The sequence below is a fragment of the Melioribacteraceae bacterium 4301-Me genome (genome assembly GCA_041538185.1).
Lineage (GTDB): Bacteria > Bacteroidota > Ignavibacteria > Ignavibacteriales > Melioribacteraceae > Pyranulibacter > Pyranulibacter aquaticus.
The window spans coordinates 169,319-188,238 of sequence record JBGORM010000002.1 but is presented as its reverse complement, the minus strand read 5'-3'; the positions used below and the strand labels follow the sequence as shown (position 1 = coordinate 188,238).

Below are 18,920 nucleotides of genomic sequence, written 5' to 3'. Positions count from 1 at the left end.
TCTTTGAGGGCTTACTTTTTCCCAGTTCCCCATTGCAATACATCAATCCTAACCTCAGCGAGCCCATCTTTTACCATTCCCAATTGAATAGCTGCACCCAATGAAAGGTCTATGATTCTATCCGGCCAATTAGGCATTCTGTCATTTACCTCAAGTATTACGCTTTTTAAGTTGGATAAATTTGTTACTCTAAGCTTTGTCCCCATCGGGTAAGTGGGATGCGCAGCTGTTAAACCATACATGTCATAAATTTCTCCGCTATATGTAACTTGTCCATTAAATTCTTTTGCATAATATGATGCTATCCCTGTTACACTTTCTAACACTAATTCTTTATTTAACCCTACATTGTTATGGATTTCTTCATTACCGCTTACAGGGGGTTCTACTTTGCGAGTTGTAAATTTAGGTGCTGAGATGCATGAATAGAAAAGAAATAGTAAGACAAATTCTATGATATATATTTTGAACAATTAGACCCCACACTATTATTGAATAATACAATTATCACCAATAGAGATTATTCAAATTATTGTACAATATAAAAAAGGGAGCTATAAATTGCTCCCTTTATTTTATAGGTTACCACCAGCCAAGGTTCCTATAAACAGAAAAAGACAACTGCAAAATAAAATTACAGTAAAAAATGAATAGTGCTTTTAATCACTATGATATTACCTGAAGCAGTAATAATAAAAAAAATACACTTCTGAATTTTCTTGCACAAAATGAACAAACAATTACAAAAATTTTTATGTACGATTTTTATTACTAATAAAAAATTTATACTTTGCACAGGCATTTTTTGAAGATTTACCTTCCATGCCTACTCAAAACTACAAACGAAAGGAAAAAGTTGAAGCAAAAGAAAACTGAGCCAAGCCAAAAAGCAAAACTAATACTTGAAGATAAAAATATTTTTGAAGGATACTTATTTGGCTATCACAAATCTGTTGCTGGCGAGGTCGTCTTTAATACTGGAATGGTAGGCTACCCGGAAACATTGACCGACCCCTCTTACAAAGGACAAATATTAGTTTTAACGTATCCTCTTATTGGCAACTACGGAGTACCTCAGCTTAACGACTCAGATGATTTACCAGAAAATTTTGAGTCTAATAAAATACAGGTTGAAGCTCTTGTAGTTTCTGAAAACTCTGCTGAGTTCAATCACTGGAGTGCATTGCAAAGTTTATCTGATTGGCTATACAAATTTAAGGTACCCGGCTTAAGCGGAGTTGATACCAGAAAACTGACTAAACTTTTGCGCGAACGGGGAACTATGCTTGGAAAAATCCAAGTAGAAAATGAAAAAATAGATTTTTACAATCCGGATATTGACAACCTTATAGAAAAAGTTACCGTTACTCAAACTGAAATTTATGGTAATGGAAAACGCAGAATTATTTTAATTGACTGCGGTTGTAAGAAAAGCATTATCTCTAATTTAATTGAAAGAAACGTCCAGGTAGTTCGTGTTCCTTATAACTATAATTTTGACAACGAAAACTATGACGGTGTTGTCATTTCAAATGGACCTGGAAACCCTGTAGTTTACAAAGAACTTGTAGAGCAAACAAAAAAATTGTTGAAAAAGCAAGTCCCAACACTCGGTATTTGTATGGGTCACCAAATACTTGCATTAGCAGCAGGGGCAAAAACGTACAAACTTAAATATGGACATCGCGGGCAAAATCAACCTGTTAGAGAAGAAGGAAGTAATAAATGTTACATAACCTCTCAAAATCACAGCTTTGCTGTCGATTCTAAAAAATTACCTTCAGGTTGGACAGAATGGTTCAAAAATTTGAATGACGGAACAAATGAAGGACTTGTTCACAAAAAACTGCCATTTAAAAGCGTTCAGTTTCACCCTGAAGCTGCACCTGGCCCAGTTGATACTTCATTTATTTTCGATGAATTTTTAAAGGATGTGAAGTGAACAAAAAAAATAAGAAAGTTCTAATTATTGGAAGCTCGGCATTAAAAATTGGAGAAGCTGGAGAATTTGACTACTCAGGTAGCCAATGTATTAAAGCATTGAAAGAAGAAGGGGTTTATACCATTCTCATCAACCCTAACATAGCTACAATTCAAACCTCTGACTATTTAGCCGACAAAGTTTACTTACTTCCAATTACGACATATTTTGTAGAAAAAATAATTCAAAAAGAAAAGCCTGATGGAATTCTATTAGGCTTTGGTGGGCAAACAGCACTTAATTGCGGACTTGCCCTTCACAAAGAAAATATTCTTCAGAAATACAATGTTCAAGTACTTGGTACACAGATAGATGCTATCGAGAACACTGAGGATAGACAAAAATTCTGCGAAAGACTTAGCGAAATAAATGTAAAATATCCGCACAGCAAAGCAGTAACTACTGTTGAAGATGCTGTTGACTTTGCTACTCAAATTGGCTTTCCTGTAATTGTAAGGATAGCTTTTGCTCTTGGTGGATTGGGGTCTGGAATTTGCAGAAACAAAAACGAGCTAAAAAAAATTGCTTCGAAAGCTCTTTCTTACTCTTCTCAAATATTAGTTGAAGAGTACTTAGAAGGCTGGAAAGAAATTGAGTATGAAGTAGTTCGTGATAAATACGATAACTGCATTACAGTTTGTAATATGGAAAATATTGACCCAATGGGAATTCATACTGGTGAAAGTATGGTAGTCGCACCAAGTCAAACATTAACAAACAGCGAATACCACAAACTGCGTGAAATAGCAATAAAAACCATAAAACATTTGGGTATTGTTGGCGAATGTAACATCCAATTTGCACTCGACCCAAATTCCGACGATTACCGAGTAATAGAAGTTAATGCAAGGTTATCAAGAAGTTCAGCACTTGCTTCAAAAGCTACGGGTTATCCACTTGCATTTGTTGCGGCAAAATTAGCACTTGGTTACGGTCTTCACGAAATTCGAAATTCTATTACAAAAACTACAAGCGCATTCTTTGAACCAGCCCTTGATTATATTGTAATTAAAGTGCCTCGTTGGGATTTGAAGAAATTTAGACTCGTAAAGAGAAAACTTGGCTCATCAATGAAATCTGTCGGCGAAGTAATGGCTATTGGAAGAAAATTCGAGGAAGCATTTCAAAAAGCAATGAGGATGCTGGATATAAGTGTTGATGGAATTACCGCGAGCCGTACAAAAATCTATTTTGATAATCTCGATACTGCTCTAAAAGAACCAACTGAAGAAAGAATTTTTGCAGTTGTACAAGCTATAAAAGCCGGTTATTCAATTGAACATATTCACAATTTGACTCATATCAATAAATGGTTTTTATATAAAATTAACAACATTATAAACATCGAAAATGAAATTTCTAAAACAACATTAAAGAAATTTCCTAAAGAACTGCTTCTTAAAGCAAAACAATTAGGATTCTCAGACAGACAAATTGCCAACATAATTAACGTAGATGCCCACGATGTTTTTCTACTTCGAAACAAATACAAAATAAAACCATTCATCGAACATATTGATACTCTGGCAGCAGAGTACCCTGCTAAAACAAACTATTTGTACTTAACATACAATGCTTCTCAGAACGATTCTGAACCTGACATTAAAAAATCAGTTATTATACTTGGCTCAGGTCCATATAGAATTGGCAGCTCTGTAGAATTTGACTGGTGTTGTGTAGTTACAGGCAAAACTTTGCGTAAGATGGGCTACAAAACTGTTATGATTAATTGTAACCCTGAAACTGTTAGCACTGATTATGATGAATCCGATGCATTGTTTTTTGAAGAACTGACAATAGAAACAATTTACGAGATTTACAGAGCTATTAAACCTCTTGGAGTAATTGTTTCTATGGGTGGACAAACCCCAAATAATATTGCCATGAAACTTCATAATGTAGGCGTAAAAATATTAGGGACAAGTCCAACTTCAATTGACACTGCAGAAAACAGGAGTAAATTTTCCGCCTTGTTAGACCAATTAGGCGTAGAACAACCAGAGTGGAGTCAGTTAAGCACAATCTCTGAAGCAATTGAGTTTGCAAATAAAGTTGGTTATCCTGTCCTTGTTCGACCCTCTTATGTATTAAGTGGCGCTGCAATGGCAATTGCAGGCAACGATACAGAATTGATTAAATTTCTGAACAAAGCAGTGGATGTCTCACCAGAGCATCCCGTTGTAATCAGCAAATTCTTAATTAACGCAAAAGAATTAGAATTTGATGCAGTAGCTCAAAACGGCAATATTGTTTGTTCTGCTATTTCAGAGCATATAGAAAATGCCGGGGTTCACTCAGGTGATGCAACTTTAGTACTACCTCCGCAAAGAACTTATCTTGAAACAGTAAGACAAATCAGAGCAATTTCTTCAAATATTGCTAAATCACTAAATATCAATGGCCCTTTCAATATACAATTCATCGCCAAAGACAACAAGGTAAAAGTGATAGAATGTAATCTTAGAGCATCAAGGAGTTTCCCTTTCGTATCAAAAACACTAAAACAAAACTTTATTGAAACAGCAACAAATGTAATAATGGGCAGAAAAGTTGATAATCATAACGGCATAAATTTTAATTACGATTATGTTGGAGTAAAAGCGCCAGAATTTTCTTTTACTCGATTAGAAGGTGCTGACCCAACAACTGGTGTTGAAATGGCTTCTACTGGCGAGGTGGCTTGCTTGGGCGACGATTTTAACGAAGCATTTTTAAAGGCATTAATTTCTGTAGGATATAAATTTCCTCTAAGATCAATTTTGATTTCTTCTGGTAGTATTGAATCAAAAGCAGAACTGTTAGAAACCTGCCGACTATTACTAAGTCTTGGAGTAAAGTTTTACGCAACACATGGAACAGCAAAGTTTATGAAATCTAACGACTTACCAGTTGAGTCTTTATATTGGCCACTTGAAAGCAAATCCCCCTCCGCTACAGATTACATAAAGCAAGGTAAAATTGACCTGGTTATTAACATCCCTAAAAATTTACAAGAAGAGGAGTTGACCAACGATTACCTTATACGCAGAACTGCTGTTGATTATAAAGTACCTCTGATTACTAACAGACAGCTTGCAATGAGACTTGCAGAGGCCTTAACGAATAAAAAAATTGAAGACCTCAAAATAAAAAGTTGGGATGAATATGATAGTAAATTTTAAGTCTATCTTGCAAAATTACATTAAGTTCTGTTCGTTCGTTTAAATAAATCCCGCAGTAAGCAGAACATTAACGTGCAAAAGAAAATATGGCTTTACAATACTCATCATATTTGGTTTAAAAAAGATAAAATTCTTTATATTTCAGTATTATACTTGGCTTTTTTATAAGCCAACATAATTCATTGAAATGCTAAATAGTTTAGACCAAATTTCCTATTTAAGCAGCCAATTATTATTTTTCGTTAGCAATTTTAAGCAGAATAAAAATGATAACTATGGCGACCACCGAACAAAAGAAAAAACCAAAATTGTTAATTGTTGAAGACGATTACGAAAATCAAAGATTCTTAGAAATTTTTTTAAGACGAAAATTTGATTTACAAATTTGCGATTCTGAAGAAACATTTTATCAAAAAATAAAGAAAGAAAAATTTGACATTATTCTTATGGATATTTCTCTGCGTGGGAAAAAAGATGGGTTGCAACTTACTAGAGAAATGAGAAATCACCCTGAATTCAAAAACATCCCTATTGTTGGGTTATCAGCTCATACATTCCAGCAGGATAAGGACAATGCTTATGCGGCAGGCGTTGATGTTTTTCTAACTAAACCTGCACCAAACGATGTATTGATGGAAGCCTTAACTTCTACCTTAGAAAAAAAGAGCGGCATTAAAATAAACTGATAGTACATAAAACCCTATAGTAACTAAAAACAAAATCCATCGTCTAAAAACCAGTACTTTATAAATTTTTGTAGCTCGTAATTATGACAAGAATAGTTACAACTTTCTTCCTTATATTTTTTCTTGCACAGAACTACATCTTACATTCTCAGAAAATTATTACTAATTCACTTGCAATAAAAAGCTTCATTACAAATGCAGATACTACTAAAAGAAGGCACAAATGGTTAAGGTGGAGATGGAAAAATGAAAAACCTTTTATTGAATTAAATTACGGGATTGGCGAGCCAATTCAAAAAAATTTCTACTCGGCATTTAGTAAAGATGGTTTATTGGAAATAAAACTTGGGTTCAACTCTAACGAAAAAATTGACGGTTACAATATATTAGAAATTGACGAACATTTTATTTTTGGCTCAAAAGTTTCACCTAGTATTTATAAAAATCCACAAAAAACAAAACGAAATTAAGGCTAATTTACTTAGACTGGGGGTTGCAAAGCGTGACGGTTTTGGCTATAAATTAAATACTGTTACGGTCTTGCCTTACCATCAAACTGGTTTTATCTGGTCGCAATTTGACTTTAAGAATTATCCAACTTACTTAACTAATTACGAAAAAAATAATTCTTCTTTTGGACCTATCAATGACATTCAAATTCTCGACAGATACAATAAACAAACAAGATTCGGGACTTTGGCAGAAAGCGGCATAAGATTAGATTTACAATCTTCAATTTCATTTAACATTGCTTATGAAACAAGCATAATATTTTCTCGTCATCTTTTCTGGAAATATTCAGCAAGTTATTTATTAGAAAGTATTGGCAGCCAATCACTCGATTATTTTATCAATAGAATTTTAGAGACTTCTCCACATGTTGTTCCAATCGTAAATTTCGTTTTGAAAAACGCTTACAGCTATGGATGGTATTTATTAAAAAAAGATAAAATGAATTGGCCATTTGATACAGATTCTCCGATTGCAGTTGAATTTTTTAAAGTCGGAATCACGTTCACATTTTAAAAAATCTAAGCTAATCAAAATCTCAGTTGTATAATTTTCCCATTATAAACAAAAGATGTTCTCTGCGGATAAATTTTTACGCAGAGAACATCATGAAAGTTTAGTAAGTATTATAATCATACATCAAAATAAAGCTCGAATTCGTGTGGATGAGGTCTTAATGCCATTGGTTTAATCTCTTTTTCAATTTTGTAGGTTATCCAAGTATTAATTACATCTTCAGTAAAGACATCACCCTTTAACAAATAATCGTGATCATCAGCGAGAGCTTTTAACGCATGCCCTAAAGATTCGGGTGTAGAAGGAACATCCTTTAACTCTTCTGGTGACATATCGTAAATATCTTTATCTAATGGTTCACCTGGGTCAATTCTATTTATAATACCGTCTAAACCAGCCATAAGCATTGCCGAAAAAGCGAGGTATGGATTGGAAGATGGGTCCGGGCAGCGGAATTCAATTCTTTTAGATTTTGGACTGCTCGAATACATTGGAATTCTTATAGAAGCACTCCTATTTCTTTGCGAGTAAGCCAAATTAACAGGTGCTTCAAAGCCAGGTACTAAGCGTTTATAAGAGTTGGTAGTTGGATTAGTAAAAGCAAGAAGTGAAGATGCATGCTTTAGTATTCCACCAATAAAATACAAGCCTATTTCACTCAAGCCCGCATAACCGCCGCCAGCAAACAAAGGCTTGCCTTTAAGCCACAGACTTGTATGAACATGCATACCACTGCCGTTGTCTCCAAATATAGGTTTAGGCATATAGGTAACAGTCTTATTATGTTTTTTTGCAGTATTTTTAACAACATACTTGAATAACAATAATTGGTCAGCAGCTTTTAATAAAGGTGCAAACCGTAAGTCTATTTCACACTGCCCGCCAGATGCAACTTCGTGGTGCTGCGCCTCTACTTCTACACCCATATTAATTAGATTTGTAACCATTTCGTTTCTAAGGTCAACTAAAGAATCGGTAGGTGGAACCGGAAAATATCCCTCTTTATATCTTGGTTTATAAGCAAGGTTAGGTTTTTCATCTCGGCCAGAATTCCACTTACCTTCAATTGAATCTATTATATAAAAACTGCTATTTGGACCTGTTTCGTAACGAACATCATCGAAAACAAAAAATTCAGCTTCTGGTCCAAAATAAGATGTATCTGCAATGCCAGTAGATTTTAAATAAGCTTCTGCCTTCTGAGCAATATTTCGTGGACAGCGGGAATACTTTTCTTTTGTTGCTGGCTCATACACATCGCATATTAAACTTATAGTTGGTGCTTCAATAAAAGGATCAACGAACATAGTTTCTGGGTCCGGAATAATAAGCATATCACTTTCATTTATGCTCTTCCAACCTCGGATTGACGAGCCGTCAAATCCGAATCCCTCTTCGAAAGAATCTTCATTTAATTGACTAGAAGGCACAGTAAAATGCTGCCATTGCCCAGGAAAATCCATAAATTTAAAATCAATAAACTGAATCTTATTTGCCTTGATAAAGTTCAGGACTTTATCTACAGATGAGGATGCTTTTCCCATTTTTTTCTCCTATTACGTTTGTGTTAAATGTCTAAACTTGTTGTCTCTTTGATTGTTGATAACACAAAGCTAGTTACAGTTCTTGTAACTCCTGGCCAGGATTGAATTTTACCCAGCAACTTTTCTAATTCTTCTGTGTTTTTAGCTACAGCTTTCATTATGTGCGAGCCTTCTCCCAATACAGAGTAGCACTCTAAAATTTCTGGGGTTTTTTTTACATGCTCAGTCAACTTATCGTAGTTCTTAGAGGAATCCATAATAACCACAATAAACGCCATAATATCGTAACCAAAAACATGACGATTTAATTTGGCATAATAACCTTCAATAACTTTGTTCTCTTCCAGCTTTCTTAAACGTTCACTTAACGAAGGAATAGATAAGTTAACCTCCTCAGCAAGTTCGTTCCTTTTAGTTCTTCCATTTTGCTGTAGTTTTCTTAATACTTTAATGTCTAAGTCGTCTAACATAGCACTTTATTAATTTGTTAGGAAATATTAAAATTTTACCTCAAAATATAAGGTAGTATTGATGTAAAATGCAAATAAAAAAACATAGCTGTAAATTCGAATCAAGATTTTTAAATAAACTAAAATTTATTTACGGCTTCATTCTCAAAATTGATGTACCAAAACCAGAGATTAATTTGATAATTATATTACTATAGGTTTTGTATTCGAAATATCCTAATAAAGCCGAAGATTCTTATTTTCCGTCAGTGTTACCTAAGTTAAAGTAAAAGATGAGTAAGGTTTTTAAGCTGAATTATTCATAATTTGGTGTCGGTCACTTCGAGTAACCTCAGAGACCGATATCCCAACGGTGGCTGAGGTTCTCGAAGCCACCGCTTACAAAGTATTGTTCCCAAAAGGCGAGTCTTAGACTTAGCCTCGAAATGCTTCGTAGGGCGAGTTTGAGCTAAAAATTTCACCGCGAAAAAAGTAAAAAAAATTCTCCTTCTGCAAGAAATTTAGCTCGTTCTTAAAATTTTTTTTGACTTTTTAGCACTAAAATTCTTCGATTTTAGAACAAATTTGCACCTTTTTCTATGATATTTAAAAATGTACGTAATTATACTGATTCTCATTATTGACATAAACCTTATATTAGAATACAACCTTTAAAAAGAGTGCAAAATTTGGATTGGAGCAAAGAAAATAGTTATTGTTTAAAGACGTGGACAGTATTAAAAATAATTGGTGAGATACATTATGATTTTCAAACATCAAAAAAACTTTTGGTAAAAAATTTTTCTTGTTGGCAGCGAGGAATTAATGAAAGGCAATTGAAAAAAAGTATTCAGAATGCGATAAAAAAATTTGACGAAACAATAAGAACAAACAGTAATGTTAGTTACAATAACTTAACACAAAAAGAAGTACTGGACAGTCTAAGTAATTTTTTTTCGGAGCCTAACAATTCCATACTAAAATTAGCAATACTAATAAGCAAATTATACAAAATAAGTGAACTTTAAAAAGTTTGTCCCCAACTCCCAGTAAGCACCTCCTTAAATTGAGTGGGGGTATAGATCGGCACCCCCACTCATGGTTCTATTGAATTTAAGTAATATTCGAAATAATTTGTAATTGTATTCTATCAATAAAATAGAGAGCAGAAAATGAAAAAAATTAATCTAATTGTTTTGTCAATAGTGTTAGTACTATCACTATTGGCTTTTTATTTTTCACCGGCAACCGAAGTTAAGATAAATAAAAGTATGGTAGAAAATGCCGAAAAAATTATTGGGTTAGATTTTACAGATGCTAAACGCGATTCGATGTTAGATGCTTTAAACAATCAATTAAAAGACTATCAAAATCTTCGTAAGATTAGTTTAGATAATGCTGTCCCCCCTTCTATATTATTTAATCCTATCCCAGTTGATTTTAAAAGCACCCAAAAGCAAAAAAAAATTTCTTACAGTGATTACTCCAACGTCAAGTTGCCAAAAAATTTAGATGATTTAGCTTTTTATTCTATTGGTGAACTTGCCCACTTAATTAAGACAAAACAAATAACATCTACCGAATTGACAAAATTTTTCATTAGCCGACTTAAAAAATATGGCCCTAAGCTTCATTGCGTAATAACTTTAACAGAAGAACTTGCACTTCAACAAGCGAAAAAAGCTGATGAAGAAATTGCTAAAGGTCACTATAGAGGAATGTTACACGGAATACCTTTTGGAGTAAAAGACTTACTCGCCACTAAAAAATATAAAACTACTTGGGGTGCAAATCCGTATAAAGACCAAGTAATAGATGAGGATGCAACAGTTATTAAAAAGCTTGAAAATGCTGGAGCAGTTTTAGTAGCAAAACTTTCTATGGGTGCATTAGCCTGGGGGGATGTATGGTTTGGTGGAATGACAAGAAATCCATGGGATACAACAAAAGGTTCAAGCGGTTCATCTGCCGGTTCGGCAGCTGCCACTTCAGCTGGTTTAGTGCCCTTTGCAATAGGAACTGAAACATGGGGCTCGATAGTTTCACCTTCAACGGTGTGCGGAGTTTCCGGGTTACGACCAACTTATGGAAGAGTAAGCAGAACTGGCGCAATGGCTCTTAGCTGGTCTATGGATAAAATTGGACCAATATGCAGAAACGCTGAAGATCTTGCTATTGTGTTCAATACAATAAAAGGTCCCGACGGAAAAGATCAAACTTTATATGATTATCCGTTCAATTACAATCCTAAAATTGATTTTAAAAAGCTGAAAATAGGTTACTTAAAAAGTGACTTCGATAAAAAATATGCTTTTCATAAAAATGATTCTTTAGCTCTCGAAACATTAAAAAAATTAGGGGCTGATTTAATACCAATTGAATTACCCGACATACCTGTTAACAATATTGCGTTCATACTCAATGCTGAGGCAGCGGCAGCTTTTGATGAATTGACTCGCAGCAATAAAGATGATTTAATGGTAAGGCAAATTAAAAATGCTTGGCCAAATGTTTTTAGGGCCGCACGTTTCATCCCAGCAGTGGAATACATCAACGCTAATAGAGTACGTTATTTATTAATTCAAAAAATGAATGAATTAATGAAGTCAATTGACTTTTACATTTCACCCTCGTGGGAAGGAGATAATTTATTGTTGACTAATTTAACTGGCCATCCTTGTGTTGTGGTGCCTGATGGCTTTTCAGAAAATGGAACACCTACAAGTATAACTTTTATTGGAAGGTTATTTGATGAAGGAACTATTATTGCTGCTGCAAAGGCTTTTCAAGATGCAACTGATTTTCATAAAAAGCACCCAAAATTAGATTAATTACTGAACTCAAGAGGCTGTTTAAAAAACAAAACTCTTATTTAAATTACTTTTAGACAGCCTCTTAATAGTTTTTAGTTTAGGAAAAAGTACTGACCTTTCAGGTATCAACTTGTTGCTGCAGTTTTAAATCTTAAGATTTATTATTCTATAATCTTTCCATTTTCTAACTCTTTAATTAAGCGTTCTGTCTTATAAATATATTTTAATGCTTGAAGCAGCCCTTTTGAATCGGTACCAACAGCTCTGTTGTTTTCTTTAAGAAAAATAAAATCACCAGCAAGACTTTCAAGGTTGCCGTCGTGAATTAGCCCAATAATTTCTTTGTTCCTGTTAATTGCAGAACTGCCTGAATTACCCCCAACGATATCGTTTGTTGAGGCAAATCCCACCGCCGTTGATAAATCAAATCCTTCAGGTATCTTTTGCCAGCGAGGATGAAGTCCCCAAGGATAACTTTTTTTCCCAAACGAATACCAACGATCCCATAAGCCGTAAAATGTAGTTTTGCCTGGAGCTATTGTTCCGTTGTATTCATATCCTTCTATTTTTCCATCAGAAATTCTCAATGTGCTTGTTGCATCGGGTGGAATTTGACCGCCGTATATTTTAAAGGTAAGCTCACCTAAAAGTTGATTTAACACCTCCAGCGTATTGTTTATCTCTCGAATTTTTTCGTTCAGTTCCTTTACTCTATTTGCTGTATGAGTCACAAAGTAAATAAAAGGATCATCAGAATTAAGGATATCCTCTGGTTTCATTTTTATGAATTCATCAAATTTTTCTTTTGTTGTTAGTTTCGATTTAGCAATTATATCCCACACAGCTTTATCATTAGTTTCACCGCCAGTGTAATTTTTTATAATTGAGTTATCTTCACCAAGAATACCTACAAGGTAATTTATATGCGCTCTAATTAACTTTGCTTGAAGTTCTTCATCTATATATGAGGGATAAATTTTTTGGAAAGTATCTTTTAATTTTTCTGATTTATAATCTTCCTCTCTTTGATCTTCCGGAAGTTTCATTTGTTCTGCATATTTAACAACAGATAGTGCTATAACAAGATATTCTGGCGCACTAAATCTATTTATTCGAAAAGCAGTAGCCTCATCAATATACTTTCTATACTCATCAATGTTGTTTTTTATTGCATCCCATAGAAATCCGTACTTCGATTTTACTTCAGGGTTAGAATCGACCTTTTGTTTGAGATTCATTTCAAAATCTTTTTTCTTTGCCATTATATATTCATCACACAAAGCTTTATACCTGCCAGCAAAGGATTTGCGTGCGTTTCCTATACTCATTACCCTATTAAGTAACTCTGAATGTCTTTCAGGATGCATTGTAAACATTTCATAATAAACTTTATAAAGTTCATTAAAAAGTAAAAGAGAGTATTTATATGTCTTATCTTTAAAAAATTCTAATTCGGCAACCGAGTTAATTCTTTGAGTACTTCCGGGTCTTCCAATTACAAAAATAGGTTCCCCTTCTTCAGCACCGTCTTTACTCCATTTAAAGTAATGGTCTGTTTTAACAGGTTTCCCACTTTCATCATAAGCACGGAAAAACATAAAGTCTAATTCATATCTTGGATAGGTAAAATTGTCCCAATCCCAGCCTGTTGAAGCTATTTGAAAATCCGGTGCCATTACAAGTCGTATATCATTATATCTTTTGTAACCGTATAAAGAATATTTTCCACCGTGATATAACTGAACAATGCTGCAAGTTAATCCAGTTTCATTATTATATTTTTCTGTCAACTCACGTATTTTTTTATTTCTGTTTTCAATTTTCTCACTATCAGTATTTCCAATGTCCATTGCATCCAATATTTCTTTTGTAACATCTTCGATAAGAACAAGCTGATCAACATAAAGTCCAGGAATTTTAATCTCATCTTCCAATTTTTCTGCATAAAAGCCATCCCATAAGTAATCTTTTCCTTTAGGCGAAATATCCGGAAGATATCCTCTCCCACAATGATGATTTGTCATTATCAAACCATCTGCAGATACAAAAGCTGCAGAACAAAAACTACTGAATTGTAAAGCCGACATGCGCACGTCATCGAGCCATTCCTGTGTAGGCTTAAACCCATATTCTTTTTCGAATAAATCAACTGGCACATCATCGAATGTCCACATTCTCCCAATTTGGTCAGTAGTTGATTTAACCCTTGTTACATCAATTGGTTCATAAATACTTTGGGATTGTGATAACGTGTTAAATAAAAAAAGAAATGCTGCAATTGCTGAAAGAAAATGCTTGAGCAAAATTTTTCTTTTCATTTCGTCTCCAGTTTGTATGGATAAATTCAAAAATAACAACATCTTGATTGCAACAATACTAATATAGTGAACTTCTTTCTGTTAACAATAAAAGTCTCGAGAAACAAAAGATGTTCATGAGGATTCGTTAGATATGAATTTTTGACGTGAATATGCAGTCGGGACAGCGTCCCGACTTACATTTTAGAAATTCCGACTAACAATCAAATCATTGCATAGCAATTACTCTATCATTTTACCGTTCAGCAGTTCAAGATAAAGCCGTTTAGCTTTATATATTTTATCAAATGCAGCAAGTATTGAACGAACATCCACGGCAACACATCTATTATTAATAGGATTGTAAATAAAATTTCCTATAATGCTGTCAATATTACCGTCAAAAGCAAGTCCGACTACTTCTTTATTTTTATTAATAATTGCACTACCTGAATTACCACCTACAATGTCGTTAGTTGAAATAAAATTAAGTGGTGTACTAAGATCAAAATCAGGTGGAATGTTCAACCACTTATCGGGTAACGACCATGGATATTGTTTATCAAACGAATAGTATCTGTTGTACAAACCATAAAATGTTGTATGCGTAGGTGCCTTAGTTCCGTTGTAATCAAAGCTTTTTAGCACGCCATCGCTGATTCTTAATGTAAAGTTAGCATCAGGAGGAATAGAAGTGCCATAAACCTTAAAAACAATTTGACCAAGCATGTCGTTGTAAACAGCTTCAGTACTTGAAATTTCTTTAGCTTCTGATTGAAGTTTTGGTAATTGTTCATCTGATGCTTTTACAAATTCAATAAAGGGGTCATCAGAATTTAATATTGCCTCCGCACCATCTTTCGCCAATTTAACAACATCGTCACTGCTTGTTATTTTAGAATGCGAGAGAATATATTTAACTGCAGCATCGCCAGACAGCCCGCCAAACATTTTTTTAACAAGAGGATCATCATTACCAAGATTCATTTCAATATAACCAGCTTGAACTTTCAGCTTGGTATCTTCTAATAGCTTGTTAAAATTTGACGGAAAAATAGAATTAATTACCGAATCAAGTTTTTCACCTTTATATTCTGGCGACCTTTCATTTTCGGGTTTCTGAAGTTCTTTAGCAAGGTTATAAAGACTTTGTGCAATAAAGAAATACTCCGGAGCGAACCTTCTATTGATATTGAATACTGCTATTTTAGGACCGATTTTTCTCAATTCAGCTCTTGTATTTTCAATCGCTTTCCAAACATGACCATACTGCTTGTTAAGTTCAGGATCGTTAAATACCTTTTCTTGAAGAATTTTTTCAAATGCTCTTTTACGAGCCATTAAGTACGGATCAATCAATCCTCTATATGTATTATGAAAAACTTTTTGTGCGTTGCCTATTGAAAACCTAATGTTTTCATACTTAGCTGCATTTGCAGGGTCAACTGACTTCAGAGCTTCAAGGTCATCATAATAAGTATCAAACAAATATGAAAGATTTCTGTAGGTAATATCTCTTGCATATTCAAGTTGAGCGACCGAAGCTAATCTTTGAGTAAATCCTGGATTACCCACTGTAAAAATCGGTTCGCCTTCTTTAATTCCTTTAGTTGAAAACTTGAAAAAGTGATCGGTTTTCAAAGGTTTACCATCATCTCCATAAACACGCATTAAACCGCAATCCAAATTGTAACGTGGGTAGGTGAAATTATCAAAATCTCCACCGAAATAGCCTATTGCTTTTTCAGGGAAAAAGACCAAACGAACATCATTATATCTTTTGTATCCGTAAATAGAATATTTAGCACCATTAAACAAAGAAACAACTTTGCAATTTAACCCGGTTTCTTTGTTGTATTGTTCTTCAAGTTGGCTAATCTTCTCATTTTTATTTTTAGTCTTTTCTTCTTCAGTAGTGCCAATATTCCCTGCTGCTAGGACTGTGTCGGTTACATCTTTAATTAAAACCAGCTGGTCAGCGTAATAGCCTGGTATTTTTCTTTCCTCTTCAAGGCTCTTTGCCAAAAATCCTGTGGTTTCCAAATCCTCGCCTTCTTTTTCAACTCTTTTATAAACATTAGTTTCAACAATGCAGTGCCAGTTGGTCATAATTAAACCATCACCTGAGACAAAAGAAGCAGTGCACCCAACAACTCTTAATGCGGAAAGTCGTACGTCGTTAAACCATTGTTCATCGGCATCAAATCCATAAGCTTCTTTAAAATAGTCGACAGGAGGATAATCAAACGACCACATTTTACCCGTGTCAAACCTTTGAGCCTTAACTGTATCATAGTCAATTTTCTGCAAACTTTGTGCATTTAACGAGATGCAAAAAACCACAGCTGTAAACAGAATAAACAAGAATTTGCTCTTAATTTTCATAACTCACCCTAATTGTTTATAGAATAACATAAAATTACCATCAATTGAAATTATATTCCAATTTCTTACTAATTTTTTATGAATAGTCACTGCTGTCCAAAATAATTTTGAAATCAAATCCCGAAGGGATAAATTACCAAATAAATTTAGAAAACTTCATGATTTTGGACTATTCTACTTGTCTTGTAAATCAATCCCTATCTCGTCCCTACGGGACTTTTAACTTCAGTTTGATATTTATTTATTCTATAACTATATAATCCCTAAAGGGATTAGATTGGTTTAAGGATAATCAAAGCTTTATTGTCCCCTCAGGACAAAATATTTATAGGATAAAGAACAAAGAAATAGATTAAGTCCCTTTTGGGACGAAATAAAAATATATTGGACAGATATGTGAATAGTAAATAATTAATAATATGGTTGATCTTAAATAAAAGCATCGGGATAAAGCGGTATTGTAATTTTGTTTTCATCTTCTTTTGTACCAATACATTGAGAGCATTTTTCTACATAAAAAATTACCGGCTCTTCATTATAATTAATCTCAATAAAATTTACGATTGAATTACAATTTGAGCATTGTACTAAATGATGTGTTTGAATTTTTTTACGACAGGTTGGGCATAGAAGTTCATCTTCTGCTAACTCAAAATTACCATCATAAACAAAAACATTTTTACATTTTGAGTTTCTGCAAATTGAAAATCTAAACAACAATGTAGACTTAGTTTCGATAATAAACCTCCCTTTTTTAACAAGCAAAAATAAATCTAATAAATAAGTAAAACGATGCAAAAATCTATCCTTCGTTAAATAATTTTGCTCATAAAATTATTATTTTACGTTTGTCTTTTCTGAATAATGGAGAAATAAATGGATAGAATAACTTCTTTTAAAGCATACGATATAAGAGGCAAATACCCTAACGAATTAAACAACGATTTAGCATATAAAATTGGTAAAGCATACTCAAAACTTCTCGACGCAAAAAATGTAGTAGTTGGACATGACGTACGAAAATCATCACCAGCTTTAGTAAATGCTCTTGTAGAAGGATTAACTGAGAATGGGACTAATGTTATAAACTTGGGTTTATGCGGCACTGAAATGATTTACTTTGCAGTTCCTTACTTTGATACAGATGGCGGAATAATGATTACCGCAAGTCATAATCCACCAGAGTACAACGGTTTAAAATTTGTAAAAAGAAATTCTGTACCAATGGGATATGACTCGGGCTTAAACGAAATAGAAAAAATGATTTTAAAAAATGAACTGAGTAAGCATACAACAAGAAAAGGAAGTATTACTCAAAAAAATATAATGAGTGAATTTATAAATAATCTCCAAAAATTTTACCATCCAGAAAAAATCAAACCGCTAAAAGTAGTTGTTAACGCCGGCAATGGTTGCGTAGGACTAGCATTAGATGCATTAGAAAAGTTTCTCCCAATAAAAATGATTAAGATACATCATAACCCAGACCCGGACTTCCCGAACGGGGTTCCAAATCCGCTTTTACCTGAAAACAGACAGTCAACCATTGACGCAATAAAAGAATATAATGCCGATTTAGGGGTTGCATGGGATGGCGATTATGACAGATGTTTCTTTTTTGACGAGAACGGGAATTTTGTTGAGGGTTATTACATCGTCGGTTTACTTGCCAAATCAATATTAAAAAAATATCCTGGGGAAAAAATTGTTCACGACCCCAGATTGATTTGGAATACTATTGACGTTGTTAAAAAATCGGGCGGAATACCTGTTCTTTCCAAAAGTGGACATGCTTTTATAAAACAAAAAATGAGAGAAGTTAATGCTATATACGGGGGTGAAATGTCTGCTCATCATTACTTTAGAGATAATTCATATTCAGACAGCGGGTTAATACCTTTTGTTTTAACCCTACAACTAATTTCTGACGAAAACACGACACTCTCTAAACTTGTCGGCGAAATGATTAAAGCTTATCCTTGTTCAGGAGAAATTAATTCAACAATCAGTAATCCAACAAAAAAATTGGAAGAGATAAAAAATAGATACTCTGATGGCAAAATTGATGAGATTGATGGCGTTAGTGTTGAATATCCAACTTGGCGTTTTAATGTAAGGTTAAGTAACACCGAACCTCTAATTAGATTAAATGTAGAATCAAAAAATGATGAGACACTAATGAAAACAAAAACTGAAGAACTGTTAAATCTAATTAGAAGTTGAATTCTTTGTTAAGATTATAGAATCTAAAACCTATTATTTACTATTGCGTCTAAATGACAAAAAAAATAAGGAGATAAACATGGCTAACCAAGAAAAAGCAATTGACGTCGAAAAACTGCTTCAGAATAAATTGAAATCAATTAGTATCAGCACACTCGAAAATTCAATTGCTAAAGTTGTAAGTGAACTTGTGGGCGAAGATTATAAATGCTCAATTAGTGAGGTTAAATACACACTTTTCAGCGGCGCAGATTTTCACGTAAAAATAGAGCTTACTTACAATCCAAATGAATAAATTATATAACAAAAATCTATTGCAACTAAAAGATATTACAAGCTTATTCGCAATTTCTTA

At 33.7% G+C, this 18,920-nt stretch carries 14 protein-coding genes; 8 read left to right on the top strand and 6 right to left on the bottom strand.

The annotated features are described in order from the left end of the window. Window positions 1-11: 11 nt before the first annotated feature. Window positions 12-473: a septal ring lytic transglycosylase RlpA family protein gene (locus tag ABRY23_04235; protein ID MFA3782254.1), complete on the bottom strand. Its 462-nt coding sequence runs from the start codon at window positions 471-473 to the stop codon at window positions 12-14. Between the two features lie 332 nt (window positions 474-805). Here ABRY23_04235 and carA point away from each other — a divergent pair, with 332 nt between their 5' ends. The 5 genes from carA (at window position 806) to ABRY23_04210 (ending at window position 6,854) form a co-directional block, all read left to right on the top strand. Beyond that, a complete protein-coding gene (gene carA / locus ABRY23_04230; protein MFA3782253.1) occupies window positions 806-1,942 on the top strand; it encodes a glutamine-hydrolyzing carbamoyl-phosphate synthase small subunit in 1,137 nt (378 codons plus the stop codon). Further along, window positions 1,939-5,142, top strand: a complete 3,204-nt coding sequence (gene carB, locus ABRY23_04225; protein MFA3782252.1) for a carbamoyl-phosphate synthase (glutamine-hydrolyzing) large subunit — start codon at window positions 1,939-1,941, stop codon at window positions 5,140-5,142. The genes carA and carB overlap by 4 nt, the downstream gene beginning before the upstream one ends. Window positions 5,143-5,408: 266 nt before the next feature. After that, the gene (locus ABRY23_04220) at window positions 5,409-5,828 is read left to right on the top strand and encodes a response regulator (protein ID MFA3782251.1); all 420 of its coding nucleotides are present in this window, start codon (window positions 5,409-5,411) and stop codon (window positions 5,826-5,828) included. 83 nt (window positions 5,829-5,911) lie between these two features. Continuing rightward, window positions 5,912-6,298 (top strand): hypothetical protein, encoded by a 387-nt coding sequence (locus ABRY23_04215; protein ID MFA3782250.1) that lies wholly within the window; start codon window positions 5,912-5,914, stop codon window positions 6,296-6,298. Beyond that, a complete protein-coding gene (locus tag ABRY23_04210) occupies window positions 6,240-6,854 on the top strand; it encodes a hypothetical protein (GenBank protein ID MFA3782249.1) in 615 nt (204 codons plus the stop codon). The genes ABRY23_04215 and ABRY23_04210 overlap by 59 nt, the downstream gene beginning before the upstream one ends. Window positions 6,855-6,970: 116 nt before the next feature. Here the strand turns inward: ABRY23_04210 and glnA are convergent, their stop codons facing one another. Both glnA and ABRY23_04200 read right to left on the bottom strand, forming a co-directional pair. After that, the gene (gene glnA / locus ABRY23_04205) at window positions 6,971-8,398 is read right to left on the bottom strand and encodes a type I glutamate--ammonia ligase (GenBank protein MFA3782248.1); all 1,428 of its coding nucleotides are present in this window, start codon (window positions 8,396-8,398) and stop codon (window positions 6,971-6,973) included. A 23-nt stretch (window positions 8,399-8,421) separates the two neighbouring features. After that, entirely contained in the window at window positions 8,422-8,868 is a 447-nt protein-coding gene (locus ABRY23_04200) for an Lrp/AsnC family transcriptional regulator (protein MFA3782247.1), read from the bottom strand. A 1,151-nt stretch (window positions 8,869-10,019) separates the two neighbouring features. Here ABRY23_04200 and ABRY23_04195 point away from each other — a divergent pair. Further along, window positions 10,020-11,678: an amidase gene (locus ABRY23_04195; GenBank protein ID MFA3782246.1), complete on the top strand. Its 1,659-nt coding sequence runs from the start codon at window positions 10,020-10,022 to the stop codon at window positions 11,676-11,678. Between the two features lie 143 nt (window positions 11,679-11,821). Here the strand turns inward: ABRY23_04195 and ABRY23_04190 are convergent, their stop codons facing one another. The 3 genes from ABRY23_04190 to ABRY23_04180 all read right to left on the bottom strand — a co-directional run bounded on the left by ABRY23_04190 (window position 11,822) and on the right by ABRY23_04180 (window position 17,140). Continuing rightward, window positions 11,822-13,978, bottom strand: a complete 2,157-nt coding sequence (locus tag ABRY23_04190; GenBank protein ID MFA3782245.1) for a S46 family peptidase — start codon at window positions 13,976-13,978, stop codon at window positions 11,822-11,824. A 222-nt stretch (window positions 13,979-14,200) separates the two neighbouring features. Beyond that, entirely contained in the window at window positions 14,201-16,342 is a 2,142-nt protein-coding gene (locus ABRY23_04185) for a S46 family peptidase (protein MFA3782244.1), read from the bottom strand. A gap of 429 nt (window positions 16,343-16,771) precedes the next feature. Beyond that, on the bottom strand, window positions 16,772-17,140 hold the full coding sequence (locus ABRY23_04180; GenBank protein ID MFA3782243.1) for a hypothetical protein: 369 nt from the start codon (window positions 17,138-17,140) through the stop codon (window positions 16,772-16,774). A 78-nt stretch (window positions 17,141-17,218) separates the two neighbouring features. On the opposite strand from ABRY23_04180, the gene ABRY23_04175 reads away from it, so the two are divergent. Both ABRY23_04175 and ABRY23_04170 read left to right on the top strand, forming a co-directional pair. Then, the gene (locus ABRY23_04175) at window positions 17,219-18,565 is read left to right on the top strand and encodes a phosphomannomutase (protein ID MFA3782242.1); all 1,347 of its coding nucleotides are present in this window, start codon (window positions 17,219-17,221) and stop codon (window positions 18,563-18,565) included. A 79-nt stretch (window positions 18,566-18,644) separates the two neighbouring features. Beyond that, window positions 18,645-18,860, top strand: a complete 216-nt coding sequence (locus ABRY23_04170; protein ID MFA3782241.1) for a hypothetical protein — start codon at window positions 18,645-18,647, stop codon at window positions 18,858-18,860. Window positions 18,861-18,920: the final 60 nt, after the last annotated feature.